Here is an 18,163-nt window from a genome sequence, read left to right on the forward strand (position 1 = left end):
GGAGTTTTATACGGTCACAAAATATGAAGTCCCTCCAAAATCATCTTGACCGCGATGATGACAAAGGAGATACGCAGCACCCAGAGGAGCTTGTCGCTGCTCAGCTTGCTGGCAATTTTGGCACCCAGCCAGCCGCCTATGATAGCGGTGGGCGCGAGGCAAATCATCATCCAGTAATCGACCTGGCCCAGCGAGATCTTGGTGAACGTACCCATCAGGGAAGACAGCAGAATGACGAACATGGAAGTTGCCGTCGCGACATGGGGAGGAAACCGGAACAGCAGCACCATTGCCGGGACGAAAAGAGAGCCCCCGCCGATCCCGAATAGACCGGAGAGAAATCCGACCGCCAGACCGATCGTGAGCGCGGGCAGCAGGCTGTATCCGTACTCGTAAGTCTCGCCTTTACCATCGGTATAGGTACGGTTGACGCTCCACTGCACTTTGAGCGGCTTGATGTACCCTTTCACGATCAGCAGAATGGCCATCAGCAGCATGAAGATACCGAAGCTGAGCTGGAACGAATCGGCATTGACAAACTGGGTCACATAAGAGCCGAGCATCGCTCCTGGAGCGCAGGTGATGATGAACAGCCAGCCGCTCTTGAAGTCTACGCGCTTCTGCTTGACGAAGGTCAAGGTCGAGGACAGAGCCGTAAAGATCAGGACGGCCAGCGACGTGCCGACTGCGGTGGAGACAGATATCGTCTGTCCCACGAATAAAGGACCGAGATAGACAAGCGCCGGCACAATAATGACGCCTCCGCCCAATCCGACTAGGCTGCCGAAGGTGGCAGCGAACAGACCGACTGCCGTGAAAAATAAAATGCTCATGAGGTTAACCTTCTTCCTGGTCAATAATTCACTAACCTAAATATTAACACAGGAACGGTCAAGATCAATGCTGGAGCTCTAGAATATCGTTCAATAGCAGTTTATGAGGCAAGTAATGGCTGGATTGGATGAAGCGGATTGTGCGGGTTTTTGCCCGCATGACGATGGAATGTGTATCGGCACGATGGTCCGGCGTATACCGGACGCCGCTGAGAAATTCGCCGGGTGTAATGCCTGTCGCCGCGAAAATCACATCACCGGTACCGACCATATCGTCCATGCTGAGCAGCCTGGACGGATCATGGATGCCCATGGCCTGGCAGCGTGCCAGTTCGTCCTCATCCGCCGGCAGCAGCTTGCCGAGCAGCTCGCCCCCCAGGCAGCGCAGCGCAGCGGCGGCTAATACGCCCTCGGGGGCGCCTCCTGACCCTACATACAGGTCGATGCCCGACTCGGACAAAGCGGGGGCCATGGCGCCGGCCACATCGCCATCGCTCAGGAGCTTGATCCGGACCCCGACGCGGCGCAAGGTCTCGATCTGTTCGCGGTGCCGGTCCCGGTCTAGGATCATGACCGTCAAGTTGCGGAGCGGCTTATCCAGGATAGCGGCCGCCTTATGGAGCGTTGTCTCCAGCGGATCGTCCAAGCTTAGCTTGCCGGTCAGGGCTGGGCCAACGGCGAGCTTTTCCATATACATATCGGGCGCATGCAGGAGTTGACCCTTGCCGGCTATCGCGATGACGGCCAGCGCATTGTTGAGCCCCTTGGCAACCAGCTCGGTGCCCTCCAGCGGATCGACGGCTACATCTACCTCAGGCCCCTGGCCGTTGCCGACGGCTTCTCCTATGTATAGCATGGGCGCTTCGTCCATCTCGCCTTCTCCGATCACGACCGTGCCTCTCACGGAAACAGAGTCGAACATCGCTCTCATCGCCGCGGTAGCCGCTCCATCCGCCTGATGCTTGTCTCCGCGGCCCATCCAGGCGGCTGCCGACAAGGCGGCCAGCTCCGTCACTCTGACGATCTCCAGTGCCAGTTCCCGTTCCATCGATCCCCACTCCTCGCATCTATATAATTGGTTCTATTAATCTTAATATAGTATACTTAATAAGTAATTAATGCGCAATATATGAAATATGATTATATTTATGACCTAATAATTCGAATTCTTACGTATGAAAGAAACGCTTCTATGAGAAAAGGACTGTTTTTGGTACAATTGAATAGGATGAAGCGGCCTCAAGTTAGCCGCTGCAGGATGAGGGGGGAACCGGTCATCGAACTGACTGCGCGCCAATTACAGATTGTAGAGCTAGTGAAAGCCCATGCGCCGATTACCGGCGAACAAATAGCAGAGCAGCTCGGCCTCAGCAGGCCGACCTTGCGATCCGATCTGGCGCTGCTCGTCATGCTGGGACTGATCGATGCCAAGCCCAAGGTAGGATATACGGCTGGGTCGTCGGTCAATACCGGAACCCATGTATCGCGCAAGCTGCTGGCACTGAAAATCCGCGATGTACAATCCATCCCGGTCGTGGTGGGGGAACAGGCATCCGTTCATGACGCGGTCGTTTCCCTGTTCATGGAGAATGTCGGCAGCCTGATCGTGATCGGGGAAGACGGCTGTCTGTCCGGGGTTATCTCCCGCAAGGATCTGTTGAAGTTCACTTTGGGCAATACGAATGCCGCCTCCATGCCGGTCAGTATGGTCATGACCCGGGAGCCGAATGTGATTCATGTATCGCCCGATGAGTCGGTCATCGATGCGGCTCATAAGATGATCAATCACCAGGTGGACAGTCTTCCCGTCGTCGTTCCCGCCAAAGCCGAGCATGTCGGAGGACGGACACGCTGGGAAGTCGTCGGACGGATTACGAAGACGATTATGACGCAGCTTCTGCTCGATCTGGCTATAGATCGGTAAACGACATCGATTCGGATAGTAAGGAGAAGAACCGAATGAAAGAAGATAGGCACTACCAGATTACCATATGCTCCGATTCCGTCGGAGAAACCGCTGAGGCGGTCGTCAAGGCTACGATCCGTCAATTCGATGCCCATCAGGTCACGACCAAGCGGATCGGCCATATTAAATCAGAGGATGAAATCCGCTCCATCGTGGAGTCTGCCGCGCAGCGGGGCGGATTTATCGCGTATACGCTAGTCCAGCCGGAGCTGCGGGAGACGATGAAGGAAGAGGCGGTGAGGCTGGGCGTACGGGCTGTCGATATTATGGGCCCGATGATGGAGGCTTTCGTCGATACGTTCAATGATGCACCTAAGCGCGAGCCGGGGCTGCTGCACCGGCTGGATGAAGATTATTTCCGCCGCGTCGAGGCGGTGGAGTTCGCGGTGAAATGCGACGACGGGCGCGACACGAGCTCGCTGCTGAAGGCGAGCCTGGTGCTAATCGGCGTATCGAGGACATCCAAGACGCCGCTGAGCATCTTTCTGGCGCACAAGGGGATCAAGGTGTCCAATCTGCCGCTTGTGCCGGAAGTGAAGCCTCCCCGCGAGCTGTTCCTCGTTCCGAGCAACCGGATCGTTGGCTTGACGATGGATGCGGAGAAGCTCTTCAAAATCCGTACGGAGCGGCTCAAGGCCGTTGGACTGCCGTTCGGAGCCAAGTACGCGACGATGGAGCGGATCGAGGAAGAGCTGAACTATGCGCAATCGCTGATGAAGCAGGTCGGGGCTCTGATCATCAATGTGACCGATAAAGCGATCGAGGAAACTGCGGGCATCATCATGGGCGATCTCCGCTAACGACAGCTTAAGACCATCCAGTGGAGGTGAACGGAAGTGACGCAGGTACTGACAGATCGATTCGGACGTATTCACGACTATCTCCGCATTTCCGTCACGGACCGCTGCAATCTGCGCTGTGTGTACTGCATGCCGGAGGAAGGCATGGTGTTTGAGCCGGAGGACAAGATGCTGTCTTTCGATGAAATTTATGAGGTCGTGCGCGTGCTCGCCGGTTATGGGGTAAGGAAAATTCGCCTGACGGGCGGGGAGCCGCTAGTGCGCCGTCACTTGGAGACTCTGGTCGGTAGGCTGCACAGCATCCGGGGAATCGATGATATTGCGTTGACGACCAACGGTATTCATTTCGCGTCACGGGCGGAAGCGTTCCGGGAGGCGGGACTGACGCGGATCAACTTCAGTCTGGACTCGCTTCGTGAAGACCGCTTCCGGTTGATTACGCGAGGCGGAGATGTGAACCGCGTTCTGCAGTCCTTGGAGGCAGCCAGACGCGTGGGGCTCGATCCGATCAAGCTGAACGTCGTCCTGATGCGAGGCATGAATGACGATGAGATCGAGGATTTCCTTCGGCTGAGTATGGAAGAGGAGCTGCATGTCCGGTTCATCGAATACATGCCGATCGGACATGACGATCATGGCTGGAAGTCGAGGTATCTCCCGCTGGGCGAGGTACTGAGGCGGTGCGAGGCGAAGGGCTGGGCAGCTCAGGAGCTGGATCAGGAGGTTCGGGGGAACGGGCCGTCTAAGAATTACCGAATCGCCGGTGCGGCAGGCTCCTTTGGCCTGATCCATCCGGTCAGCGATCACTTCTGCCAGACCTGCAACCGGCTGCGCCTGACGGCGGACGGCAATATCAAGCCATGCTTGTATTGGTCGGATGAGTTCAACGTGCGCAGCGTGATCGGGGATGACCGCAAGCTGGCCGAGCTGTTCTTCCGCGCGCTCGATGTGAAGCCGGAAAGCCATGAAATGGCCAAAGCGCTGGAGAACGAACGGCAGAGCCACACGCCGACGGAGCGAAGGATGTCGCAGATCGGCGGATAACTCTAACTAAAAAACGGGATCTGCTCCGAGGAGCAGATCCCGTTTTTTTATGACTTGGGGCTGTTAGATAAGGAACGTCCGGGAAATGATAACCAGCAGGATAAACAGTACCAGGATAACCCCAGCCGAGGTGTGAAATCCGCCAACTGCGCTCATGTGAATCCCCCTTTCAGAAGACTTCATACTACCATATGAGCCTTAGTTATAAACGGTCCGGACGTTCACCCGTTATCAGACAAAAAATATCCGCCCTCCACCAGGAGGACGGACGAATAAGAGGAGATATATGAAGGTTGAATAACCAAATTAATGGGTGCTTCCCCCGAAGAGCAAGCGGTATTCCCACGCATTGCCCTCGATGGAATCGATCCGTACACCGCCCGATTCTACGGAATACGTATGCAGCACCTGGCCATTGCCCAGATAAATACCCACATGGGTAACGGCAGCCTTAGACTTATCGATGCCGGTATAATCAGCTGCTTTGGAGCCCTTGTAGGACATGAAGAATAGCAGGTCGCCGCGCTTCAACTTGCGCCAGTCCGTAGACGTCTTGCCGACGGATTTCACATAAGAGGCCTGGGTGCGGGAATCGCCGGGAAGCTGCTGCTGGATACCGTCGATGAATGCCTGACGGACGAAATCCGAGCAATCGAAGGTGCTGGTATCATAACGGCTGGAGCCGAATTCGTATGGTGTGCCCAGGTAACGCATACCCGCCTGGATGACTTTCTCGGCAGCAATAGTGGGATCGAGCTGCTTATAAGGCTCTACGAAGGTCGTGCTTATGTAAGCGGAGCTTGTGCTGACATAGCCGACGACGCCGTTACGGTCCTCGACGCTGTACCAGTACTCGTTGTACTTATTCAGCACGGCTACCTTCTCTCCCGCAGACAGATAACGGATTCGGGAAGCATCTGTGCCGGGAGCCGTCCGGAATGAAACGGATTTGACTACTGTTGCGTTGGGCGGAGACTGGAAATGCTCTTCTTCCGGTTCTTCCTGTGTAGGAGGACTCTGTACATCTGACGGTTCTATGTATTGAGAATCGGTACTGACGTAGCCTATGGCGTCATGGGCATCCATAACACGGTACCAGAAGCTGTTCACCTTCTCCAGGATCAGGACCTTCTCACCTTCCTTGAGGTAACGGATCCGTGAGCTGCCTGTAGAAGGTCCGGTACGAAATGAAACCGAGCTTATGATCTTCGCGTTAGGTGCGGCCGGGACTTGGACCTGTACGTTCTGAACGTAGGTTGACGAGGAGGATACATAGCCGGCTTGTCCGGAAGCATCGCGCGCGTACAGCCAGCTGCTGTTCGGAATGCTTATAAGATCCAGTAGTTCTCCGGCTTTCAACAGACGTATTTTTTGACTATCTGTCGAAGGCTGATTGCGGAAGTTTACGCCCTGCACGACCTTGATCTTGGCTGCTTCCGTATAAAAGGCCAAAGCTTGAAAGGGTATGGCGGTTGCTGAGACGACTGCGCTGAGCATGATGGCCAGCAGCTTTTTTTTCATGAATACCGAGCCTCCTGAATGAGTGTTCATGCATCCAAAATATACCTTGCTACAGGTTCATGATAGCATAGCTGTTTTCCGAAGATTAGCGGTAATACTTTACAGGTCCTGGTCTCTGGGGTTGGCCGAACTGGTCGAAAAGGAGCTTGTATATCTGAAAGCCTTTCACGTCTAAGCATGTAAAGGGTACTAAGCTTTATTTGTAATTCAATCTCCTGGTGTAAATATTGGAAATAAACGAATCGAAGTTCTGGGTCCGATAATAAAATAGTCTGATAGTCACGGTCGTAAAATCCAAATGATAGAAATACCTGTTCAGGTAGGGTACAATAATTGGATAACTGCTGCCAATCATTAGGATGAAGAAGGACGGGGTGTGACAGGATGCAAGATCAGGAATGGGTAGACATACGCCGGATTCCGGCTGAGCAAATAGCAGAAGCGATGGAGCTATCAGCCTTCGCCTTTCAATACGAGCTGTCGGAGGAGGACCGCAGGCACCGTGAGGCCATGCTTCCTGAGCAGGAGCAGTGGGGGGCTTATGTGGATGGCCGGCTCGCTGCGAAGCTGGCGATTAATGATTTCCAATGCTACATCCAGGGACACGCGCTGCCTATGGGCGGTGTAGCAGGTGTCGCGACTTGGCCGGAATACCGGCGGGGTGGGCTGGTGAAGAAGCTGATCCTGCAGGCTCTGCTTGCGATGAAGGAGAAGGGGCAGACGATCTCCTTCCTCTATCCGTTCGAATTCGGTTTCTACCGCAAATTCGGCTGGGAAATGTGTGCGGAGCAGAAGCAACTGGAGCTCGTCGTGTCCCAGTTGCCCAAGTGGCCCGGAGGCAAGGGGAAGGTCGTCAGGAGCGATGGCGGCTGGGAAGTGCTCCATACCATATACTCGGCGTATGCGGCGGGCTATAACGGGATGCTGAACCGCAGTGAAGCCTGGTGGACGCACCGGGTGCTTTTTACCAAGCGTGGAATGACCGCGGTCTATTATAATGAAGCGGGCGAACCGGCCGGCTATGTGATGTACCAGGTGAAGGAGCGGGTGCTCAAGGTCCACGAGCTGATCGCCCTGAACCACGAGGCCAAGCTGGGACTGTGGCGCTTTCTCTCGGATCATGATTCCATGCTGGAGAAGCTGACTTGGAATGCGCCGACTGACGAAGCGCTGCCGTTCCTTCTGGACAACCCGCGGGTGAAGCAGGAGATCGTCCCTACCATTATGGCGCGGATTGTGGATGTTCCCGCGTTCCTGGATAAATTTCCGTTTGCCTCAGGCATGGAAGGCAGCTTCTGTCTGAAGATCCAGGACGAGCACGCTCCCTGGAACCAGGCCGTCTGGCATGTGACCGTGGATGAATCAGGGAAAGCTGTGGTCCGTGAGGCTGCTGAGGAGCTGGGGAATCTGAATCTGCCTCAACTGGCTTGTTCGGTCCAGACGCTGTCGGCGCTTCTGATGGGCTATCGCACAGCTTCGTTCCTTCACGAGATTGGCCGGCTGCAGGGGGAAGAGCAGGCGGTGGAGCTGCTGGAGAGGCTTGTGCCGCCCCAGGCTGTATTTATTGGGGATTTCTTCTAGGCTGTGAGAATGGCTGCGACCTGAGTGATATAGAAGAATCAAGAACCCGGTGCTACGTGCACCGGGGTATTTGCCGTTCATCTGCGCCCTTGAGCAGCGCCGCTCCCCGCTTCTTGTCCCTGGACGAGCCGGTTACTGGACTTTAGTCGAGTTGGAAAACCCGTCGCAGGTTCGTTTTGGGCGAACCCGATTTTATCTAGAATAAAGACATAAGCAACAGGCAAACAAGAGAGGCGGTGAAACGAATTACATGAGAATGAATAAACACACGGGTATCGCCCTGGTGATGATTTTCTTCGGTGCCTTGATCCTCTTGAATAAGATGGGCATTCATCATCTCGGCAGTCACATCATGGGTTATCTGTTCCCGATCGCTATGGTCGGCTTCGGATTCCTGGGACTGAAGAACGGGAAGACGATCATCGGATTGCTGCTCATCGGCATCGGTGGTCTGGCGCTATTAGGTAAGCTCTCCGGTCTGATCGGTCTACTGTTTGCAGGAGCGTTGATCTGGTACGGCGTTTCGCTCATCCGCAAAAATTCGGTCTACTAAGCGCATCATCGATATTTGAAGGAAAAGGTGGTTGAGTCCGATATGAGTCTAGGCAAAAGATTCCGTGATATCACGGTTGCACACTTTAATGAAATGTTAGAGAACTCGGAAGATCCGGTTCGGCTGATTGACAAATACTTAGCTTCGCAGTCGGAGCAGATCCGGGAATCGGAACGGCTGCTGCAGCAATGTTTGAGCCATGCGGCATCGCTTCGGCATCAGTACACGTCGGCCGAGCAGCTCAAGGAGCGCCGCGAGCATCAGGCGGCGATGGCGCTCCGAGCAGGCGAGGACGGGGTAGCCCGGATCGCGCTGCAAGAGAAGATCGCCCAGGAGGAGAAAGCTGCGCAGTACAAGGCGCTGTACGAGCAGAGCAAGCTCGGCATCGTGGAGCTGGAGGAGCAGGTGCAGCAGCTGAAAGCGGACTTCGATGAGATTGCTTCGAAGCGCAGCTACTACATCGCCCGGCTCGAATCGGTCCGGCTGCAGCAGCGGATGAATGAGAGAATGCGCAGCATGGGCAGCGGACCCTCGCCACGGCTGTTCGACCGTCTCGATGAACGGGTGTCGGACATGGAGCTGACCGCGAGGACGCTCAGAGAGGTACGGGGCCACGTCAGAGAAGCCTGGACTTCGGTAAGCGGAGCGGCTTCGGCTGTGGAGGAAGAGCTCGATAAGCTCCGCAGCAAGTTGAAGCAGGAGGGATGGAATCGGCCATGACGAAACTGTACCGTTCCCGAACCGATCGTAAGTTAACCGGCTTGTGCGGCGGTCTGGCAGAAATGATGGGCATCGACTCGACGCTGTTAAGACTGATCACTGTACTCGCTACTATATTCACTTCCGGAGTTGCACTCGGCATCTACGTGCTGGCCGCACTGGTGATTCCTAGCGAACCGTACTCAGGCGGTCCCTACGGCCGCGGTCCTGCCGGTCCCTATGGGCACAGCGAACACCAATTCGGCAGCTGGAAGGACTGGAGACGTGCGGAACGGCATTACCGCAAAGCCAGAAAGTACGGCTGGGAAGCCGGAGGTTCAGATCCTAACCGATACCGTGAATATGAGGCCGAATACGCCGCAGGCCATAGCCAGGCTAACCCCCAAGCGGGGAGCTACTCGCACCATACGCAGAACGCTTCTGATACGACGGGCAGCGATCTCGACGATATGATGAAGGACATCGAGAAGAAAGCCATGTGGAAAGAAATCGAAGAGCTTCGCGCCAAAGTCTCCAAATACGAAAAGCAGCAAAACGGGCAAGCCCAACAAAATCAACCACCTAAAGGAGAGATCTAATCATGGGAGTATTTTCTAGAATTAAAGATATGACGAAGGCATCGCTGCACGAGGTACTGGATAAAGTCGAAGATCCGATCATCATGCTGAATCAATATATCCGCGATATGGAAGAAGAAATCGCCCAAGCGGAAGTGACGGTCGCCCGTCAAATCGCCAGCGAGCGCAAGCTGAAGGAGCGCCTGGACGAGTCGTTCCGTCTGGCTGCCCAGTTCGAGGCTCAGGCCAAGGATGCGCTGAAAAACGACCAGGAGGCGACAGCCCGTCAGGCGCTGGAGCAAAAGCTGTACTACGACGGCAAAATTGTCGAATACACGGATATGCATGAGCAGGCCAAGTCGCAAGCGGCTGAGCTGGTAGCCCAGCTGCATGAGATGAAGGATTCGTTCTACCAGATGCGCAACAAGCGCAGCGAGCTGATCACACGGGCTCAACTCGCTAAGGCCAAGAAGCAAATGGCCGAAGTGACGGCGAACAATGTGATCGAGGGCGGCAATGCCGTGAAGGGCTTCCGCCGCATGGAAGAGAAGATCATGACTCTTGAGGTGGAAGCCGAGATTGCCCGCAAGCCTTATGTAGGCTCTGCTTCTTACGGCGGCTCTCTCTACAACACCGGTGCTCCGGCCGACCCGGCCAAACAGCAGAAGCTGGATGAGCAGCTCAATTTGCTGAAAGAGAAGATTTCGTCGGAGCAGTAAACAGCCATTGGAGTGAACAGGGCAGTTGTGATATGCTAGGATAGGCAAAAAGCCATGGGGGCCTGTTGGAGCCGCCGTGGCTTTTGCCTTCAACTAGGGTAGAACTTGCGAAAGGGGGCGGCAGCATGAACAGCAAGCGGAACCGCAACATTGCGTTGGTGTTGATTGGTGCGGGCGTATTTCTACTGGCAGACGATCATCTTAGCTTCATGACGATTGTCGCCCTCTTTCTGCTTTTGCTCGGGGTGTACAAAACCCGCTCAGGCTCAGGACGCAAGGGCTACGTGCTCATGATCATCGGACTGGTGCTGCTGATCGGGGGGAATCTGCCCCTGGTGATCGCCGTCATTTTTATTTCGCTAGGATTCTTCTACAATAAATCACGCAAGCTGCACAGGGATGATCAGCATTACCGCAAGCAAAGCATCATCGATAGTATCCGCTGGGGACGCGAGCCCTGGATCTTGCGGAATATGTCGATCTGGAACGTGCTTGGAGAGATCCATATGGATCTCACCTATGCGATTCCCGAGCACAAAGAAACGACGATCGTTCTCCAGGGAGTGATCGGAGATATAGATGTGATTGTTCCGGAGGACGTAGGGCTCTCCATCACCACTTCCGTGGTGTTCGGCCAAACAAGCATTGGCTATGACAAGGAAGCAGGCATGCTGAACAAGTTGGTCTGGCAGTCGCCCAATTACTGGACGGCTGACCGCCAGGTGAAGCTCGAGATGTCCTACGTAATCGCGGATATCGATATAAAAATCGTGTAGCGCTGGAGGCCCGGATATGGACGGACATGAAAAGCGTCTAACCAATATGATATGGCGGAATATGGCCGAGTCCATGGGGCTCAGCCTTGTTCTGTTTGCCGTTATCGTGTACTTCCTCCAGGCTAACGGGTACCTGAAGCCATTCGAATCATGGAAGGAAGGCGTAAGCCTGAGTCTGACGCTGATCGTCATCACGGTCATTATCGGCGCTTCTTACGGCTTATGGTCGGCCAATCGGATCAAACGCAGGCTGGAGCTGCTGCGTGAGGTCATGCTGTCGCTGGAGAAGGGGAACCTGAGCCGCTCGGTACCGCCGCTGGGAGAAGACGAGATCGGCCGGCTCGGCGAGCAGCTCAACCAGATTACGAAGAAATGGGAGGAGCAGGTCTCCTCGCTGCAGCGTCTGTCCAGCAATAACGCTCAGCTTGCCCAGCGAGCCAAATACTCGGCGATCGTGGAGGAGCGGCAGCGGCTGGCCCGCGAGCTGCACGATGCGGTGAGCCAGCAGCTGTTCGCGATCTCGATGACGGCGACTGCTGTCGGACGTACGCTGGAGAAAGACTTCGACAAAGCGCAGCGGCAAATTTTCCTGATCGAGGAGATGGCTTCCGTCGCGCAGTCGGAGATGCGGGCGCTGCTGCTTCATCTTAGACCCGTGCACCTGGAGGGCAAGCGCTTATCGGAAGGGCTTGTCGAGCTTATGCAGGAGCTGTCGGCCAAGGTGCCGATGCAGATTGACTGGGAATTTGTCGAGGACGTCAAGCTGCCACGGGGCATCGAGGACCATCTGTTCCGTATCGCCCAGGAGGCGATGTCGAATGCGCTGCGGCATTCCAAGGCCTCCAAGCTGGAGGTGAGGCTGACCCGGCCGACGCTGGATGCCGTCAAGCTGCTGATTCGCGACAACGGGGTCGGCTTCAATCTCGACACCAAGAAGCAGGCCTCGTATGGCTTGGTCACGATGCATGAACGCGTGAACGAAATCGGCGGTTCAATGAACCTAATTACAGCGCCGGGCAAGGGCACGCGGATTGAGATCAGAATTCCGATATTGGCGGAAGGGGGAGCCCATCATGGAAGAGATGACGATTAAAGTGCTGCTGGTCGACGATCACGAGATGGTTCGGATCGGGCTAGCGGCAGTACTTGGCACGGAGGAAGATATCGAGGTGGTCGGCGAGGCGAGCGGCGGACAGGAAGGCATCCGGCTGGCGCTGGAATACCGTCCGGATGTCGTGCTGATGGACCTCGTGATGGAAGGCATGGACGGCATTGAAACGACGAGGCGGCTGCTGGAGCAGCACCCGAATTGCAAGGTGATCGTGCTGACAAGCTTCATCGACGACGAGAAGATTTATCCGGTCATCGAGGCCGGGGCGTTCAGCTACCTGCTGAAAACCTCGCGCGCAGGGGAAATCGCCCAGGCGATCCGCTCGGCCGTCAAGGGACAGTCGGTGCTGGAGTCGCAGGTGGCCTCCAAGCTGATGAACCGGTTCCGGCAGCCCAAGCAGGCAGCTCTGCCGCATGAGGAGCTGACGGAGCGGGAGATGGAGGTGCTCAGGCTGATCGCCTCCGGCAAGTCCAACCAGGACGTGGCCGATGATTTGTTCATTGGCGTGAAGACAGTGAAATTCCACGTCACGAATATTTTGGCCAAGCTGGGCGTCGAGGATCGCACGCAAGCCGCCATTTATGCCTACAAAAAAGGACTTGTTGAATAGACGCATTCAGCGGAAGCCGTGGAGCTGCCGCGGCTTACATATGGATTAGCTTAGATAAACGAACAAGCCCCGAACAGAACGGACTCAGGAGAGCCGGTCTGTCCGGGGCTTGTTCGTGCTCAAGGACGTATCAGAGGAGCTGGAGCCGATCAGCGCTCATCGCTCGCGGAGTCCAGAAACAACCGCTCGACGGCCAACAGCGGGCTTCCTGAGAAGGAGAGACCGGCCGACAGAAACAGCAGTACGAGCTCCAGCTCGTAGCCGGCGGCTTCCCCGCTGCCTGCAAAGCTCAGCGCCAGCTTCACCTTGATGAGCGCGACAGCCATGATGATGAAGAAGAGGGCGGATATGAAGCGGGTTCCCAGTCCAAGAATGACGGCTACTCCGCCGACTAATTCAATAACGGCGACCAGATAAGCGGTAAAGCCGGGCAGATGAATGCTTTGGAACCAGCCCGAAACCTGGTCGATGCCTCCGGAGAATTTCAGAAAGCCGTGAATAGCGAAGGTAAGGCCAAGAACGACCCGGAGCAGCAGCAGTCCGATGCTAACGTTTAATTTCATGATTTCAAGTTCACTCCTGTGTTGTATGATAATTAAGTTACTTAATGTAAGTGAGTATATTATAATAATTTAATTGAGTCAAGTAATTAATCAAATGTTATCAACTATATAATAATTAGTTGATTTCGGGTATAATAGAGCTATAAGCGAGGTGAAGCCGTATGAATCCATCGACGTCTTGTCCGAAAATGGAGAAAGCGACGCAAATGATCAGCAAGCGTTGGTCCTTGCTGATTATCCATCAATTGCTCGCAGGCCCTCAGCGGTTCTGTACCATCGAGACGGCGCTTCCCATCAGCGGAAGGCTGCTCTCGGAGCGATTGAAGGATTTGGAGCAGGAGGGGATTGTCAATCGGGACGTCTTCCCGGAGATGCCTGTCCGCATCGAATATTCCCTAACGAAAAAAGGCCAGGCGCTTGAGCCCGTATTGAGAGGCATTGAAACCTGGGCTCACGAGTGGACATAATGTGCGAAGTATGGAAAGATTAGGTTGAGCGCACGCCGGATACAGGATATACTGAGGTTGATTTCAACTTGATGAGGGCAGGTGTCTGCTTCATGAGCAATGCGGTATTGAAAACCGGCGGGTTCCACCATGTGGCGATCCGGGTATTCGATTTCGAAGGAACGGTGCAGTTCTACACCGAGGTACTGGGCTTTACGATTCGTCATCAGTGGGGAGAAGGCGACGGGCGCGGCATTATGCTGGATACCGGGGACGGCAATTATCTGGAAGTATTTGCAGGCGGAGCCGAGGGGCCGAAGCCTGAGGGAGCATTCCTCCATCTGGCTCTGAGAACGGAAGATGTGGACGGCGTGACTGAGCGCGCAAGGGCGGCGGGAGCGGAAGTGACCGTCGAACCGAAAGACGTCGATATCAACGGAATTCCGGTACGGCTGTCCTTCTTCAAGGGTCCGCACGGAGAGCTGATCGAGCTATTCCAAAGCACCGGCGAGGACAAGCTGTAGGGTTGGTCGTAGAAGGCAGGCATGGCAAGAAAGAAGTTAACCGGGGCAGGCTTTCCTCACGGAGGAGAGCCTGCTTGTTTTGTATATAGATGAGCTGGGCCGGTTGGCTTACTGGATCGTTCCGCGACGGAGCAGTGTCGCCTGGACAGTCACCTCAGGCTGCAGTGTGGGGAATAGGTCATCCAGCCAAGGCTCCATATCGAGTCTTGGCAGATGGTGAGACTTCCGGTAGTCTGCAGCGAATCCGACAGGATCTGATTTCAAGCTCTGAAGCTTCTTGATCAATTGAGCGGTCTGCTTCTGGACGAGCTTGCCGGTCTCTTCCTCCAGGGCTCGGAGGTCCTTCAGCGTGCCGATCGGTTTTCCTTGACTCTGATCGAGCTCCAGGCCGAGAGAGAACTGCACCAGCAGCTTCCCTTCCCCCACCTGGCGCTTTACCTTGTAGTTCATGAGGTAGACGGTTTTCTTGTCCAGAACGAAGCTGGCCGGCTTGAGCTTCTGGCCCTGCAGCATTTGCAGGGTAAGGGTTTCCTCCGGCGATAATTGCCCGATCATCCGGTCCTGACGGAACAGTGCCGTTCCCTGGACGCCGACATGATTATCCTTTTGAATCGTCTGGAGAAGCGGAGCGTAGCCGTTCTGAGCATTTTCCCCGGTCAGGCCGTACAGATTGTACAGGTACACGGGGAGAATTTCGAAGGAATCGCTGCCTACCTGCGAGAAAATATCCACAAATAGATCACTGATGGATTCCGGCACTTCCGGCTGCTGGAGCAGCAGCTTCTTGGCGCTTCCTTCGGAGATGGCTACCCAGGCTGTCGGTTGAAATTCGCTGCGTCGCATAAACAGGTCCAGATGCTCGTCGAGTCCGCCACGGGCCGCTTCGTCCGAGAAGACGATGGTTTTGACATGCCCGAATTGGAGATCCCGGGCGGATTTGAGCTTCATCCGGTATAGGGCGTCAGATACGGACGTACCTTCCTGCTCGATCATGAAATTCGGCGATTCACTCTGACCGGCCGCTCCCCCCGGCGCCAGCGACATGAATCTCCCGGGCACCGCTGCAAGTGCATAGACGCGAACGCCGGCCTCCGTTTTGTCGATGCCCACCGCCGTGACGAAGCTGATCCGGTTAATCTGCTTGACCGTGGAGCAGCCGGACGTTGCGAGCAGGGTGAGTACGATCAGAGCACAAGTGCGGATAAGCATAGAATAAGTCATGCCGGGGTCCGCTCCTTCCACTTCATCCTCAGGTAGAGCAGTATCGGCAGAATAAGCACCAGCACCAGGGAATAATAGCCGATGGCAACTCCGTACAAGTCGAAGAGGATGGGCCTGGCTGTCAGCCTACCGCCCAGCAGGACGAGCGCGCCTGCCGCGATCACCCAGAGGGGTCCGATGCGTCTGCCGAACAAGCCGGCCATGCAGCGTGCTCCGCAGCGGAGCATGAACGCCGTACCCAGACTCTCGATGTATTTCCAGTACAGCACCCATAGGAACACGATCCTCTCGAATACAAAATTCTCGATACGCACCGCATTCATCGTGCCGTAGGGCAGGTATACAAATTCCCGGGCCCGCTGGATGCCATAGGTCGCGATGCCCGCCATCAGAATAAAGACGATCAGGGCGACTACCAGAAATGACAGCAGCATAACCGACTTGCCGCTGACCTGCTTCCGACCCGCATGAATAAGAGGAATGGCCGCCAGCGGCGAGAAAGCCAGGAAGGCCGCACCGATAGCCTGATAAGGCTGAAGGATCTCTTCCATGCTCCATAGAGGCAGCAGCCGGTCCACCCTGAAATTCAGAATCGGGCTGAACGACAACGCCAGAAAGAACGGAACGGCAAAGAGCAGCAGAATATGCGCATATCGCGCGAGCGTCTTCAGTGAAAACATCGCCGAGGCGGTGGCCAGAACGGTTTCGACCGATATGTAAAAGGCTGACGAGCCGTTCAGCAGCATCTTGGAAATAAAGTCCCCGAATACCTGATTCATGAAGGAACAGACGTTCAGGAAAAACAGGGCGTAGAAGAAAAACAGCAGTCGCTGCAGCGCTGTGAGGTCCGGACCGCTGATAAGCAGCAGGGACCCGTAACGCCTGCCGACCTGCAGACAGCACCACAAGCCGGCCTGGGCGACGATCCAGACACTCAGAATGACCCAAATGCCGTTCCTGCCTACGCTGCCCAGCAAAACCCCCTGCAGCCTGGCGATGGACATCGAGAGCATCGTGATAAACAGCAGCACCGGGTAATGGATGGATTCCTCCTGTGACAGCTTCATCTAGAATTGATCCTCCTTACTTGCGTCAAGCCCGCTCTGTTTCCCTCCTGCCTGGGGGCTGTAGGTGGAGGGCTTGGCGGAGAACGCGCGATAGGCGGCCCGGGTTAGTCCGTCACGGAACAAATCCCGGTAGCGGAAGGTGCTGAACGGGGCCGTATACGGAATGCCGAACGACTCCAGGCTGCACAGATACATGCCGATGAGGCCAGCACCGACGACAATCCCGTACAGTCCCCATGGGATGGCGAGCAGCACCAGAGCGAAGCTGCATAAGCGCCAGGCCAGCCCGACCATGTAGTTAGGCGCCGTGTAGCTGCCGATCGCGGTAGTGGCGGTAATCACGATCATGATATAGCTGATCAAATGGGACTGTGCAGCCGCCGTACCGATAATGAGCCCGCCAACGATCGTCGCCGTTCCGCCGATGGTTTTGGGCAGCCTGACAGTCGCCTCATTGATCAGCTCGATCAGGATCAGCATAATAACGACCTCTACATAGACGGGGTAGGGGACGCCTTCGCGGCTGGCTCCTACGGCCAGCATGAACTGGATGCGGAACATATCTTGGTTGATGCTGGTTATGGCGATGTATAAAGCCGGCAGAAACAGGGTGATCGCCAGTCCGATCAGCCGGACCCAGCGGAGAAAGGTCCCGGATATGCTGGGAAAATAGTAGTCATCACTCGTCTCGTACAAGCAGGTCATCGTCACGGGCAAGATCAGCACCGTGGGGGTCGTATCGGATATCACGATAAACCGTCCCTCCATCAACGCGGAGACCGCTTTATCCGGCCGCTCGGTCGCTTGAAACATCGGAAACGGCGTATATTTCTGATCCACGACCAGATAGGCGATCTGCGTCGTGTCGAGCACTTCGTCCATCCGGATGGCGGACAGCCGCTGGCGAAATTCCTCCAGCGCCTTCTCGTTGACAAGACCGCGCATGCTGAGGATCATGACCTTGGATTTCGAGGATTGACCGATGATGAACTCTTCGACGGACAGCGCCTTATCGCGGATCCGGCGCCGAATCATGGAGATATTCACGAACAGGTCCTCGATAAACGTATCCTTCGGCCCGATCAGGGTGCTTTCGCGCTCCGGCTCTGAAACCGATCGGTTGTTCCAATTGGGCATGGCGACGGCGATAGCCTCACTACGGTTATGCATAAGGAATAGAGCCTCGCCCTCGAACAGGGCAGCAGCCATCGCGTCAGAGGACAGAGGAACCGCCCGTCCGTTCACGGACAGCGTTCCCGGAAGGCTATGGCCCTGGTTCTGAGAGGCCTTGCTCACCCATTCGTTCTGTATGGGGTCGATCAGCTTCGTATACAGCAGGTTCCGATCCGTGATACTTTCCAGTGCTATGACGGCCGCCTGCGGTTCTTCCTGTCCAGGGATGCGGACCCAGTCAATTTTCAAATCCGCAGGGCGGCCCAGATCGCGGACAAGCGCATATACCGTTTGCTGCAGCTTCATACGGATCCTCCCTTTTTTTCTTTTAGGATTACCCTGATAGGGAGAAATCATCCGGCTGTCGCTGCTGGTCCC

The 18,163-nt window shown here is 55.5% G+C and carries 21 protein-coding genes; 13 read left to right on the forward strand and 8 right to left on the reverse strand.

The genetic code is table 11. The features are described 5' to 3' along the window. Nucleotides 1-14: 14 nt before the first annotated feature. Both WMW72_RS29755 and glpX read right to left on the reverse strand, forming a co-directional pair. Nucleotides 15-833: a sulfite exporter TauE/SafE family protein gene (locus WMW72_RS29755; protein WP_341419212.1), complete on the reverse strand. Its 819-nt coding sequence runs from the start codon at nt 831-833 to the stop codon at nt 15-17. 64 nt (nt 834-897) lie between these two features. Then, the gene (glpX, locus tag WMW72_RS29760; protein WP_341419213.1) at nt 898-1,881 is read right to left on the reverse strand and encodes a class II fructose-bisphosphatase; all 984 of its coding nucleotides are present in this window, start codon (nt 1,879-1,881) and stop codon (nt 898-900) included. Between the two features lie 210 nt (nt 1,882-2,091). Between glpX and WMW72_RS29765 the strand changes: the two genes are divergently transcribed. The 3 genes from WMW72_RS29765 to moaA are packed head-to-tail and all read left to right on the forward strand — an operon-like array spanning nt 2,092 to nt 4,643. Then, nucleotides 2,092-2,757 carry a helix-turn-helix transcriptional regulator gene (locus WMW72_RS29765; protein ID WP_341419214.1) on the forward strand — a complete coding sequence of 222 codons (666 nt, stop codon included), beginning with the start codon at nt 2,092-2,094 and terminating at the stop codon, nt 2,755-2,757. 35 nt (nt 2,758-2,792) lie between these two features. Then, a complete protein-coding gene (locus WMW72_RS29770) occupies nt 2,793-3,599 on the forward strand; it encodes a pyruvate, water dikinase regulatory protein (protein WP_341419215.1) in 807 nt (268 codons plus the stop codon). A gap of 36 nt (nt 3,600-3,635) precedes the next feature. Then, nucleotides 3,636-4,643 (forward strand): GTP 3',8-cyclase MoaA, encoded by a 1,008-nt coding sequence (gene moaA, locus WMW72_RS29775; protein ID WP_341419216.1) that lies wholly within the window; start codon nt 3,636-3,638, stop codon nt 4,641-4,643. 63 nt (nt 4,644-4,706) lie between these two features. Here moaA and yjcZ read toward each other — a convergent pair whose 3' ends face one another. After that, the gene (yjcZ, locus tag WMW72_RS29780; protein WP_341419217.1) at nt 4,707-4,799 is read right to left on the reverse strand and encodes a sporulation protein YjcZ; all 93 of its coding nucleotides are present in this window, start codon (nt 4,797-4,799) and stop codon (nt 4,707-4,709) included. A gap of 150 nt (nt 4,800-4,949) precedes the next feature. Beyond that, entirely contained in the window at nt 4,950-6,164 is a 1,215-nt protein-coding gene (locus WMW72_RS29785; RefSeq protein ID WP_341419218.1) for a C40 family peptidase, read from the reverse strand. A gap of 384 nt (nt 6,165-6,548) precedes the next feature. Here WMW72_RS29785 and WMW72_RS29790 point away from each other — a divergent pair, with 384 nt between their 5' ends. The 8 genes from WMW72_RS29790 (at nt 6,549) to WMW72_RS29825 (ending at nt 12,791) form a co-directional block, all read left to right on the forward strand. Further along, nucleotides 6,549-7,745 (forward strand): GNAT family N-acetyltransferase, encoded by a 1,197-nt coding sequence (locus WMW72_RS29790; RefSeq protein WP_341419219.1) that lies wholly within the window; start codon nt 6,549-6,551, stop codon nt 7,743-7,745. A 250-nt stretch (nt 7,746-7,995) separates the two neighbouring features. Continuing rightward, nucleotides 7,996-8,298, forward strand: coding sequence for a LiaF transmembrane domain-containing protein (locus WMW72_RS29795; RefSeq protein WP_341419220.1), 303 nt, complete (start codon nt 7,996-7,998; stop codon nt 8,296-8,298). A gap of 42 nt (nt 8,299-8,340) precedes the next feature. Beyond that, the gene (locus WMW72_RS29800) at nt 8,341-9,018 is read left to right on the forward strand and encodes a PspA/IM30 family protein (protein WP_341419221.1); all 678 of its coding nucleotides are present in this window, start codon (nt 8,341-8,343) and stop codon (nt 9,016-9,018) included. Beyond that, entirely contained in the window at nt 9,015-9,596 is a 582-nt protein-coding gene (locus tag WMW72_RS29805; RefSeq protein WP_341419222.1) for a PspC domain-containing protein, read from the forward strand. The genes WMW72_RS29800 and WMW72_RS29805 overlap by 4 nt, the downstream gene beginning before the upstream one ends. A 2-nt stretch (nt 9,597-9,598) precedes the next feature. Further along, nucleotides 9,599-10,294 carry a PspA/IM30 family protein gene (locus WMW72_RS29810; RefSeq protein WP_341419223.1) on the forward strand — a complete coding sequence of 232 codons (696 nt, stop codon included), beginning with the start codon at nt 9,599-9,601 and terminating at the stop codon, nt 10,292-10,294. 125 nt (nt 10,295-10,419) lie between these two features. Continuing rightward, the gene (liaF, locus tag WMW72_RS29815) at nt 10,420-11,070 is read left to right on the forward strand and encodes a cell wall-active antibiotics response protein LiaF (protein ID WP_341419224.1); all 651 of its coding nucleotides are present in this window, start codon (nt 10,420-10,422) and stop codon (nt 11,068-11,070) included. Between the two features lie 16 nt (nt 11,071-11,086). Continuing rightward, on the forward strand, nt 11,087-12,163 hold the full coding sequence (locus WMW72_RS29820; protein ID WP_341419225.1) for a sensor histidine kinase: 1,077 nt from the start codon (nt 11,087-11,089) through the stop codon (nt 12,161-12,163). Then, nucleotides 12,144-12,791, forward strand: coding sequence for a response regulator (locus WMW72_RS29825; RefSeq protein ID WP_341419226.1), 648 nt, complete (start codon nt 12,144-12,146; stop codon nt 12,789-12,791). The genes WMW72_RS29820 and WMW72_RS29825 overlap by 20 nt, the downstream gene beginning before the upstream one ends. A 149-nt stretch (nt 12,792-12,940) precedes the next feature. Here the strand turns inward: WMW72_RS29825 and WMW72_RS29830 are convergent, their stop codons facing one another. Beyond that, complete coding sequence (locus WMW72_RS29830) at nt 12,941-13,354, reverse strand: DoxX family protein (protein WP_341419227.1); 414 nt, start codon at nt 13,352-13,354, stop codon at nt 12,941-12,943. Nucleotides 13,355-13,515: 161 nt separating this feature from the next. On the opposite strand from WMW72_RS29830, the gene WMW72_RS29835 reads away from it, so the two are divergent. Together WMW72_RS29835 and WMW72_RS29840 are read left to right on the forward strand one after the other, a co-directional pair. Further along, a complete protein-coding gene (locus WMW72_RS29835) occupies nt 13,516-13,821 on the forward strand; it encodes a winged helix-turn-helix transcriptional regulator (RefSeq protein ID WP_341419228.1) in 306 nt (101 codons plus the stop codon). A 92-nt stretch (nt 13,822-13,913) separates the two neighbouring features. Further along, nucleotides 13,914-14,324, forward strand: coding sequence for a VOC family protein (locus tag WMW72_RS29840; RefSeq protein ID WP_341419229.1), 411 nt, complete (start codon nt 13,914-13,916; stop codon nt 14,322-14,324). A 108-nt stretch (nt 14,325-14,432) separates the two neighbouring features. On the opposite strand, the gene WMW72_RS29845 is transcribed toward WMW72_RS29840, so the two are convergent. From WMW72_RS29845 to WMW72_RS29855, 3 genes are read right to left on the reverse strand one after another with little or no spacing between them, the layout of a single operon-like run. Beyond that, nucleotides 14,433-15,545 carry a Ger(x)C family spore germination protein gene (locus WMW72_RS29845; RefSeq protein ID WP_341419230.1) on the reverse strand — a complete coding sequence of 371 codons (1,113 nt, stop codon included), beginning with the start codon at nt 15,543-15,545 and terminating at the stop codon, nt 14,433-14,435. Then, the gene (locus WMW72_RS29850) at nt 15,542-16,612 is read right to left on the reverse strand and encodes a hypothetical protein (RefSeq protein ID WP_341419231.1); all 1,071 of its coding nucleotides are present in this window, start codon (nt 16,610-16,612) and stop codon (nt 15,542-15,544) included. The genes WMW72_RS29845 and WMW72_RS29850 overlap by 4 nt, the downstream gene beginning before the upstream one ends. Then, nucleotides 16,613-18,091 carry a spore germination protein gene (locus WMW72_RS29855; protein ID WP_341419232.1) on the reverse strand — a complete coding sequence of 493 codons (1,479 nt, stop codon included), beginning with the start codon at nt 18,089-18,091 and terminating at the stop codon, nt 16,613-16,615. Nucleotides 18,092-18,163 lie beyond the last annotated feature (72 nt).

It is taken from the genome of Paenibacillus filicis, from assembly GCF_038070315.1.
Taxonomy (GTDB): Bacteria; Bacillota; Bacilli; order Paenibacillales; family NBRC-103111; genus Paenibacillus_G; species Paenibacillus_G filicis.

Coding starts and splice junctions, on each gene's coding strand:
- WMW72_RS29755 (WP_341419212.1), bottom strand. CDS start 833: ATGAGCATTTTATTTTTCACGGCAGTCGGTCTGTTCGCTGCCACCTTC.
- glpX (WP_341419213.1), bottom strand. CDS start 1,881: ATGGAACGGGAACTGGCACTGGAGATCGTCAGAGTGACGGAGCTGGCC.
- WMW72_RS29765 (WP_341419214.1), top strand. CDS start 2,092: ATGAGGGGGGAACCGGTCATCGAACTGACTGCGCGCCAATTACAGATT.
- WMW72_RS29770 (WP_341419215.1), top strand. CDS start 2,793: ATGAAAGAAGATAGGCACTACCAGATTACCATATGCTCCGATTCCGTC.
- yjcZ (WP_341419217.1), bottom strand. CDS start 4,799: ATGAGCGCAGTTGGCGGATTTCACACCTCGGCTGGGGTTATCCTGGTA.
- WMW72_RS29785 (WP_341419218.1), bottom strand. CDS start 6,164: ATGAAAAAAAAGCTGCTGGCCATCATGCTCAGCGCAGTCGTCTCAGCA.
- WMW72_RS29790 (WP_341419219.1), top strand. CDS start 6,549: ATGCAAGATCAGGAATGGGTAGACATACGCCGGATTCCGGCTGAGCAA.
- WMW72_RS29795 (WP_341419220.1), top strand. CDS start 7,996: ATGAGAATGAATAAACACACGGGTATCGCCCTGGTGATGATTTTCTTC.
- WMW72_RS29800 (WP_341419221.1), top strand. CDS start 8,341: ATGAGTCTAGGCAAAAGATTCCGTGATATCACGGTTGCACACTTTAAT.
- WMW72_RS29805 (WP_341419222.1), top strand. CDS start 9,015: ATGACGAAACTGTACCGTTCCCGAACCGATCGTAAGTTAACCGGCTTG.
- WMW72_RS29810 (WP_341419223.1), top strand. CDS start 9,599: ATGGGAGTATTTTCTAGAATTAAAGATATGACGAAGGCATCGCTGCAC.
- liaF (WP_341419224.1), top strand. CDS start 10,420: ATGAACAGCAAGCGGAACCGCAACATTGCGTTGGTGTTGATTGGTGCG.
- WMW72_RS29820 (WP_341419225.1), top strand. CDS start 11,087: ATGGACGGACATGAAAAGCGTCTAACCAATATGATATGGCGGAATATG.
- WMW72_RS29825 (WP_341419226.1), top strand. CDS start 12,144: ATGGAAGAGATGACGATTAAAGTGCTGCTGGTCGACGATCACGAGATG.
- WMW72_RS29830 (WP_341419227.1), bottom strand. CDS start 13,354: ATGAAATTAAACGTTAGCATCGGACTGCTGCTGCTCCGGGTCGTTCTT.
- WMW72_RS29835 (WP_341419228.1), top strand. CDS start 13,516: ATGAATCCATCGACGTCTTGTCCGAAAATGGAGAAAGCGACGCAAATG.
- WMW72_RS29840 (WP_341419229.1), top strand. CDS start 13,914: ATGAGCAATGCGGTATTGAAAACCGGCGGGTTCCACCATGTGGCGATC.
- WMW72_RS29845 (WP_341419230.1), bottom strand. CDS start 15,545: ATGACTTATTCTATGCTTATCCGCACTTGTGCTCTGATCGTACTCACC.
- WMW72_RS29850 (WP_341419231.1), bottom strand. CDS start 16,612: ATGAAGCTGTCACAGGAGGAATCCATCCATTACCCGGTGCTGCTGTTT.
- WMW72_RS29855 (WP_341419232.1), bottom strand. CDS start 18,091: ATGAAGCTGCAGCAAACGGTATATGCGCTTGTCCGCGATCTGGGCCGC.